Source organism: Catenulispora pinisilvae (assembly GCF_015356865.1).
GTDB classification, from domain to species: domain Bacteria; phylum Actinomycetota; class Actinomycetes; order Streptomycetales; family Catenulisporaceae; genus Catenulispora; species Catenulispora pinisilvae.
In genome coordinates this window covers 1-7,827 of sequence record NZ_JAAFZA010000357.1, presented here as the reverse complement: position 1 = coordinate 7,827, position 7,827 = coordinate 1, and the positions used below count along the sequence as shown (strand labels likewise).

4 protein-coding genes and 1 pseudogene are annotated in these 7,827 nt (G+C 72.8%); 3 read left to right on the top strand and 2 right to left on the bottom strand.

Annotation, left to right across the window (positions count from 1 at the left end; genetic code table 11):
- The first annotated feature begins 435 nt into the window (after window positions 1–435).
- A complete protein-coding gene (locus IZR01_RS46420) occupies window positions 436–807 on the top strand; it encodes a hypothetical protein (protein WP_194892741.1) in 372 nt (123 codons plus the stop codon).
- Between the two features lie 261 nt (window positions 808–1,068).
- A complete protein-coding gene (locus IZR01_RS46415; RefSeq protein WP_438939730.1) occupies window positions 1,069–4,029 on the top strand; it encodes an AfsR/SARP family transcriptional regulator in 2,961 nt (986 codons plus the stop codon).
- Window positions 4,030–4,232: 203 nt separating this feature from the next.
- On the opposite strand, the gene IZR01_RS46410 is transcribed toward IZR01_RS46415, so the two are convergent.
- Window positions 4,233–4,445, bottom strand: coding sequence for a hypothetical protein (locus tag IZR01_RS46410; RefSeq protein WP_194899551.1), 213 nt, complete (start codon window positions 4,443–4,445; stop codon window positions 4,233–4,235).
- A 525-nt stretch (window positions 4,446–4,970) separates the two neighbouring features.
- Between IZR01_RS46410 and IZR01_RS46405 the strand changes: the two genes are divergently transcribed.
- The gene (locus IZR01_RS46405) at window positions 4,971–7,415 is read left to right on the top strand and encodes a protein kinase domain-containing protein (protein WP_194899552.1); all 2,445 of its coding nucleotides are present in this window, start codon (window positions 4,971–4,973) and stop codon (window positions 7,413–7,415) included.
- A 105-nt stretch (window positions 7,416–7,520) separates the two neighbouring features.
- Here the strand turns inward: IZR01_RS46405 and IZR01_RS46400 are convergent.
- Window positions 7,521–7,827, bottom strand: a pseudogene (locus IZR01_RS46400) (nucleotidyltransferase domain-containing protein); the annotation flags it as partial.

The following is a 7,827-nucleotide window of genomic DNA, read 5'->3' as shown; positions in this document are numbered from 1 at the left end:
GCCGGTGATCACCTACCCGAACGGGTGGGTGTGAGGGCTCTGCGATGACTGTGGGGCCGACTCCGGACAATAACCAAGAACCCTGATTCAATGGTCTCGGGACGGCGCCGGTATGGAGGCCGGGCGGACATTCCGCGCCGACTTTGCGATCTGCACATTGTCATTCCCGGCCATACCGCGCATAGACACTATATCGGCGTTCTTCCAAGCAGAAGAAGGCAACACCCCGGCTCCGCTACGAAATCGTACGCGGACCGAGCGTGACTATCGCACCATCCGTGACTGGGAACAAAAGCCCCCGCGCCCCCGGTGGCCACACCACGCTTTCGGCGCAACGGCTGGTGTCCACCACAACTCGGGGCGGGCCCTATTTGTCGCGCCGAACAAACCGCGGACCTGCGCGTAACGCTGGCGGGCACCCGGCGTTTGCCAAGCGTGGAGATCAGGGAAGCGGACATCGCCGTCATGGGCCGGGCCGCGGTCGAGGAGCTCATCGACCGCGCGGTGCGCCCGGACGTACCGCTCCGGGTGCTGTTCGCCGCCCTGGACCGGTACACCGAACTACTGCGCCCGGCCTTGGCCGACGAGCCCGGCCCGCCCGCCGAGGCGGCGCCGCCGGGCCGGATCGACCCGGCCACACCGACAGCCAGACCGACAGCCACACCCACAGCCTCACCGACACCCGCACCAGCGCCCGCACCGACGTCGCCGGCGGCGACGGTGCCGCCTGGGCCCTCGGGCCCTGCGGCGGTTCCGGACCCCCATCGGCCACCGGGCCCGCCAGGCCCGCCGCGCTCACCGGACTGACAATCGGTTGAGATCTACGCCGCACCTGACCGCCCTTGATGATCATCCTCTCTTGCCCGCGCCGGGGCGCCCCTCTTAGCCTGCTCTGTATTGACTGATCAAAAGCGGCATCCACGGAGCGAAAGCGCCCCTCGGCGAATAACGAGAGAAGTACAGGGATCTGGTCAGAACGTGAACGCGATCCGGTTTCAGGTCCTCGGTCCGCTGCGGGGCCGGCGCGGCGCGGCGGAACTGGCCACGGGCAGCCCCCAGCAGCAGGCCATGCTGGCCGCGCTGTTGCTGCTGCCCGGCCGCACCGCGAGTTCGGCCGAGCTGATCGACGCCCTGTGGGGTGAGGATCCGCCGAGCCGGGCCCGCTCGATCCTGCGGACTTACGCGTGGCGCTGGCGCCGGGTGCTGGACCCGGACGCCGCCGACGGCGCCGCGTCCGAAGTGCTGGTCTCCCTGGCCGGCGGTTATCGGCTGGCGCTGCCGCCGCTCGGGGGCGGCAGCGCCGGCGGCACGCGCGGCACGATGGACGGGCTCGCCGACGGCGAAGGCCCCTCCCCCGCCGCGCTGAACGGTTTCGGCCTCGTCGGCGCCGCCGGCACCGGGGCCACCGACAGCGGCGACGGCGCCCCGGTGGACGCCGAACTGGCCGAGTACTGGGCCGCCCAGGCCGACCGGGCCAGCGCCGAAGGCCGCCCGGAGCAGGCTCGGGAGCTGCTCCGGCGGGCCGTCGACCTGTGGACCGGGGTGCCGTTGGCCGGGGTGCCGGGGCCGTTCGCCGAGCGGCAGCGGCGGCGCTTCGCCGAGCTGCGGCTGAGCCTGCTGGAGCGGCGGATCGCGCTGGACGTGGAGCTGGGCCGCGGGGCTTCGTGCGTGCCGGAACTGCGGGCGCTCAGCGACGAGCACCCGCTGCGCGAGCGGCTGTACGCACTGCTGATGCGCTCGTTGTCGCAGTCCGGACGGCAGGCCGACGCGCTGGCCGCGTTCACCTCGGCCCGCCGGCTGCTGATCGGCGAACTCGGGGTCGAGCCCGGGGCGGAGCTGCGGGCCGTGCACGCCGAGGTGCTGGCCGGCGGAGCGCCGAGCCCGGCATCGAACTCGGCGCCGATGTCGGCGCGGGGCCCGTCGGCACGGCACGCCGCCGCCGGGCGGGCCGAGAAGGCCGCCTTCGCGCGCCCGGCGCAGCTCCCGCCGGCCGAGCCGGACTTCGTCGGCCGCGCCGCGCTGGCCGACCGGCTCGGCGCCGAGCTGGGGACCGAGCCGGCCGCCGAGCCGCGCACCACGCCGACGGTCCTGGCCGTGGCCGGGATGGGCGGCGTCGGCAAGAGCACGCTCGCGCTGCACGTCGCGCACCGGGCCCGCCCCGGCTTCCCCGACGGCCAGCTCTACGCCGACCTGCGCGGGACCGGCGGCTCACCGGTACCGCCGCAGGCCGTGCTGGAGGACTTCCTCCAAGCGTTGGGGGTGCCGGCCAAGGAAATCCCGGAGGGCACCGCCGCGCGCGCCTCGCTGTTCCGCACCGTGCTGGACGGCCGCCGGCTGCTGATCGTGCTCGACGACGCGGCCAACGCCGCGCAGGTCCGGCCGCTGCTCCCGGGCAGCACCGGCTGCGCGGTGCTGGTGACCAGCCGGGCCCGGCTGGTGGCGCTGCCGAAGTCGGCGCAGGTCTGGCTGGACGTGTTCGACGACGACGAAGCGCTCGGACTGCTCGGCCGGGTCGCCGGCCCGGAGCGGCCGCAGGCCGAGCCGGAGGCGGCCCGGGCCCTGGTCCAGGCCTGCGGACGGCTGCCGCTGGCGGTACGGATCGTGGCCGCGCGGTTGGCGGCCCGGCCGGCGTGGACGGTGGCCTCGCTGGCCGGGCGGCTGGCCGACGAGCGCTCGCGGCTGCGGGAGCTGCGGATCGGCGAGTTGGCCGTGGCGCCCGCCTTCGAGGTCGGCTACCAGCAGCTGACCGCGGCGCAGGCGACGGCGTTCCGGCTGCTCGGCGCGGTCGAGGCGGCGGAGATCGGGCTGTCCGCCGCGGCGGCTGTACTCGCGCTGCCAGTGGCCGAGACCGAGGCGGTGCTGGAGTCGCTGGTCGATGTGGCGATGCTGGAATCGCCGGCCGAGCACCGCTATCGGCACCACGGCCTGCTGCGGGACTTCGCCCACGGAGCCGCCGGGAACGCCGAGCGGGCCGCGGCCGAGGGGCTGGCCGCGCGCTCCCGGCTGACCGGGTTCCTGCTGGCCGGGGCCTGCGCGGCGTTCGAGGCGGCGGTGCCCGGCGACCCGATCCGGGAGACGCTGGCGCCGCCGGGGGTCGGCGACTTCGCGTTCGACTCCCCGGCCGCCGCCCGGGACTGGGCCCGCGGCGAGGCGGCGACGGCCGCGGAACTGACAGCCCGGATCGCGGCCGAGGCGCTGGGAACGGGGCCGCAGGCCGCGCAGTATCGGGACCTGGTCGCCGCCTCCATCAACCTGCTGATAGCGATGAGCCCGTTCGGACCGGGACCGTGGGAACGCAAGACCACGACGGCGGTGCGGGAACTGGCGCGGGCCGCGGAGCGGGCCGGGGACGTGCGAGGCCAGGGTCGGGCCTGGTTCCTCGCCGGGAACGCGGCGCTGGCGGCGGGGCGGCCGGACGAGGCCTCGCAGCACGGCCGGTGGGCCCTGGAGCTGTGCACGCTGGCCGAGGATCCGGTGATCGCCCGGCAGGTGCTGAACGACCTGGGGGTGGTGGCCCACGGCCGGGGCGCGTACGACGAGGCGGCGGACCTGTTCGGGCAGGCCGTGACGCTGGCCCGGGAGCTGGGGCACCGCAGCGGCGAGACCAGTTCGCTGCTGAACATGGCGGTCTCCCGGCTGCGCGCCGGCCGGGCCGCCGACGTGCTCGCCGACTGCGACGCGCTGCTCGCCTCGGCGCGGGAGCGCGGCGACGCGGCCTCGGCGGCGCAGACCCGGTATGTCAGCGGACTGGCCCTGGCCGCCCTGGAGCGCCCCGCGGAGGCCGCCGAACGGTTCGACACGGCCGCCGAGGGCTGGGGCGCCCTGGGTGCCCTGGACCGCGCCGCACGGGCCAGGTTCCAGCTCGCCAAAGCGCTGCACGCGCTCGGCGCCGACGCCTTGGCCCGCGACCACGCGCACGCCGCCCTGGCCGAGTTCGAGGCCGAGGGGCGCGCCGCTGATCAACGAGCAGTGCGGGCACTGCTCGCCGAGTTGGCGGCCGCGCCGGTGGACGGCGCGGCGCCGGGCTGACGCGGTTCGGGACGCGTCACACCCACCGCCGCGCCGACACCGGCATCGCCGCTGTCGACGGCGATGCGCAGCCGACTGACGCCGCGCAGCTGGATCGGGGCAGCCGAAGCCGGGCGGCCGATCGACGTCTCGCTGGACCGCGGTGGGGCCGCGTCCAGCGACTGGCCGGCCGAGGGGGACGGCGGCCGGTCAGGGAGCGGACGTCAGGAGGCGGCCTCCGCCTGGTGCCCACCATCGGGAACCATGCTGTTCCAGTCCTTGACGTTGCCGTACGCGTGCGGGTAGCGGCCGGCACTGTGCGAGCCGACCGAGGGCGACGCGGTGTGCTCGGCCGCGGCCGTGGTCGCCAGCGCGGTGGCGCCGAGAGCAGCGGCGAGGGCGAGCGTCGGCAGGGCCGCGGGACGCCGGAATGCCATTGTGTTCCTTCCGTGGGGACGGGGGTGCCCCCACCCTGCCACAGCGGGCGTCTACGTCCCATATACGACCTGCTCGGCCCGATCGCCCGATCGCCCGATCGCCCGGCGGCGAGCAGCAGGCAGCTGGCAGCTGGCAGCTGGCAGCGCAAAACCGCGGAAAGCTGTTGAAAGGCCACGGATCGCGGCCCCGTGGCCAACCCTGCCCCGAACCGATCCCAAACCGTTACCCGCCGGATCCGCAGGTCGCCCGGGACCTGGAATCCGACCCTTGACAAGCCGACACCGCCGGATCCGGCCGGAAAACGCCCCGCCTTACTTGAAAACCCTTGCCGAACCGCCCCGAACGCGTCGTGGAGAGCGGGCCCGACGCCCACCGTCAAGAGCAGTTCTGCAATACGTTGAGGCCCAAACAGGAAAACGAGCTACGTTTGTTACGGGGGTTGGGGTGAATCCTTCCAGGCGGACGCCCTATCCTGCTGTCCCGGTTCGGGCAAACTACAACGAGTACTTGATGGGGGTCAGCGAATGCAACCGCTGGACGCGGGGGATCCGACACGCATCGGTCCATATGCCATTCTCGGCGTGCTCGGCAGCGGCGGCATGGGCAAGGTCTACCTCGGCCGCTCCACCGGCGGCCGAACGGTGGCGGTCAAGGCTGTGCGGCCCGAACTGGCCGACGACGCACAGTTCCGGCAGCGTTTCCGGAATGAGATCGAGGCTGCCAAGTCAGTCTCGGGAGCATTCACGGCCGCGGTCGTCGACTCCGACACCGAAGCGAAAGTGCCCTGGTTCGCCACGGCGTTCATCGCCGGCATCTCCTTGGGCGACGCCGTCGCCCGATTCGGGGCTTTGCCCGAGCCCGCTCTGCGCACTCTGACCGCCGGTCTGGCCGAGGCCATCACGGCGATCCACCGTACGGGGATCATCCACCGCGACCTGAAGCCGGCGAACGTGCTGCTGGCCCTGGACGGTCCCTACGTCATCGACTTCGGCATCACCCGGGCGACCGAGGGCACCGCGCTGACCACCGCCGGGACCGTGATGGGCTCGCCGGGCTTCATGTCCCCGGAGCAGGCTTCCGGCGTACGCGTGGGTCCGGAGACCGACATGTTCTCCCTGGGCGCCACCCTGGTCTACGCCGCGACCGCGCGCAGCCCGTTCGGCGACGGCCCGACCCCGGCGCTGTTGTACCGGGTGGTGAGCCAGGAGCCGGACATCACCGGGGTGCCGGACTCGCTGCGCGATATGATCGCCGCCTGTCTGCACAAGGAGCCGGCCCGCCGGCCCACTACCCAGCAGATCCTGGAATACCTGGACGCCAACGCCCCGGCGCCGACCACCGGCGGCTGGCTGCCGCCGACCTACACCGACGCGATCGTGCAGGCCAGCAGCGTGATGACGCACATGGGCGTCAACTCCGGCCCGGCCGGGCACATGGGCCCGCAGGGCCCGACCCCGCCGTACGGCGCGCCCGGCTACCAGGGCCCCGGCACTCCCCCGCAGGGCACGTACGCCCCGGCGTACGCCCAGACCGCACAGAGCGGGATGGTCGGCGTCGGCCCCTACGGCCCCGGCCCGGGCACCGGCCCGCAGGGTGTTTACAACGGCCACAACGGCAACCCCAACACCGGCGGCAAGATGAGCCGCCGCGCGCTGTTCGGCATCATCGGCGGCGGTGTGGTGGTCCTCGGCGGCGGCGGCACGGCGATAGCCCTGTCCGGCGGTTCCAGCAAGAAGAACCCGCCGCAGGCCAACGGGAGCAGCAGCGGCGCGGGGCCGAGCAGCCCGGGCAACACCGCCACCGGCGGGCCCAGCAGCCAGGCCTCCGGCGGCGTCACCGGCCCGAGCAACAGCGCGCCGATCAACGACCCGAACACCGCGGCGTCGAACCAGTTGGGCGGGGCGCCCCAGGCGAACGCCGCGTTCAACGCGACCACCAGCGACCCGATCTACAACAGCGCACTGAGCAAGAACACGCTCATCCTGGTCGGCACGAACAACACCCACGGCCTGGACACCTCGCTGAAGACCAAGTGGCCGGACATCGCCTGCGGCGGCGGCACGATCAGCGACATGGCCTGCATGGACCCCAACGGCACCACCGTGTACACCACCGGGGACGACGGCACCGGCCACGACAACTGCTTCGCCATCGACGTCAACTCCGGCAAGACCCTGTGGACCCTGATCCCCTTCGACAGCTCGTACGAGTTGCAGGGCGCGGCCGGCGTGATCGGCGACCTGATCATCTTCACGGCCAACGTCAACGTCCAGGGCGACGCCATCTTCGCGGTCAGCAAGACCACGCACAAGCTGGTCTGGAAGCAGCTCAACGCGGACCTGGGCTGCGTCCACGTGCCCGCGAGCGGGAAGTTCATCTTCACCGGCCACCAGGCGGCCGCCTCCGACACCGACTCCACCGTCACCGGCCTGGACGTGACCACCGGCAACAAGGTCTGGCAGGTCCCGATCCACCTCGCGACGATGGGTTCGGCCGGCGAGGACTTCTTCGCCGACGACGGGAAGTCCCTGTTCACCGGCGCCCAGAAGCTCATGGCGCTGGACCCGGCCACCGGCGCCACCAAGTGGCAGACCATCATCGGCGACCCGACCGACCCCGCGCTGATCAACATCCCGTTCACCGACGGCAGCGGCCGGATCTACGTCACCGCCGACGCCTACCTGGCCGCGGTGGACGCCAACACCGGCAAGGTGCTCTGGCAGTCCGCGCTCCCGAACTCGGGCCAGTTCTCCATCAGCGGCGCCTTCGCGACCGGCGACGGGCAGGTCTATGTCACCGACCTGAACAAGGCGCTGTACGCGGTGGACGCCAATACCGGTAAGTGCAACTGGACCTACAGCAACTCGCTGCTGGCCGGGCAGGACGTCTCGACGCTGATCGGCGGCGGCGGCAAGGTGTTCTACAGCGCCGGGCAGGCCGTCCTCGGGTTCAACGCGAACGGGAAGTAGCGGATAGCAGCGGATTCGCTCGCTTGGGCGTCGGACGGCGCCCAAGCGAGTTCGGCTACTGGCTCAGGTTCAGGCTCACGCTCAGAACTCGCCTGAGCCCCTGCCTCAGCTCAGGTCCACGCCCAGTTCGGTCCGCAGGCGACGGTCCAGGGCCGCTTCCAGCTCGGTCGGCCACTGCGCGCCGGACGTCTGGGCGAGCTCACGCGCGACCGGCAGGAAGACGCGGGCACACGCCAGGTGCGCTTCGAGCACACTGTCGTGCGTCGCCTCGACCCCGGGCAGGTCGGTCAGCTGATCCAGACGCTTCGGCGGAAGCAGCGTGTTGAGATGCAACGCCCCGCCCCGGTCCTCGACCGCCACGTCCTCCAGGAACAGCTGCACGATCAGCCCACGCAGCAGCCCCGCCCCGGAC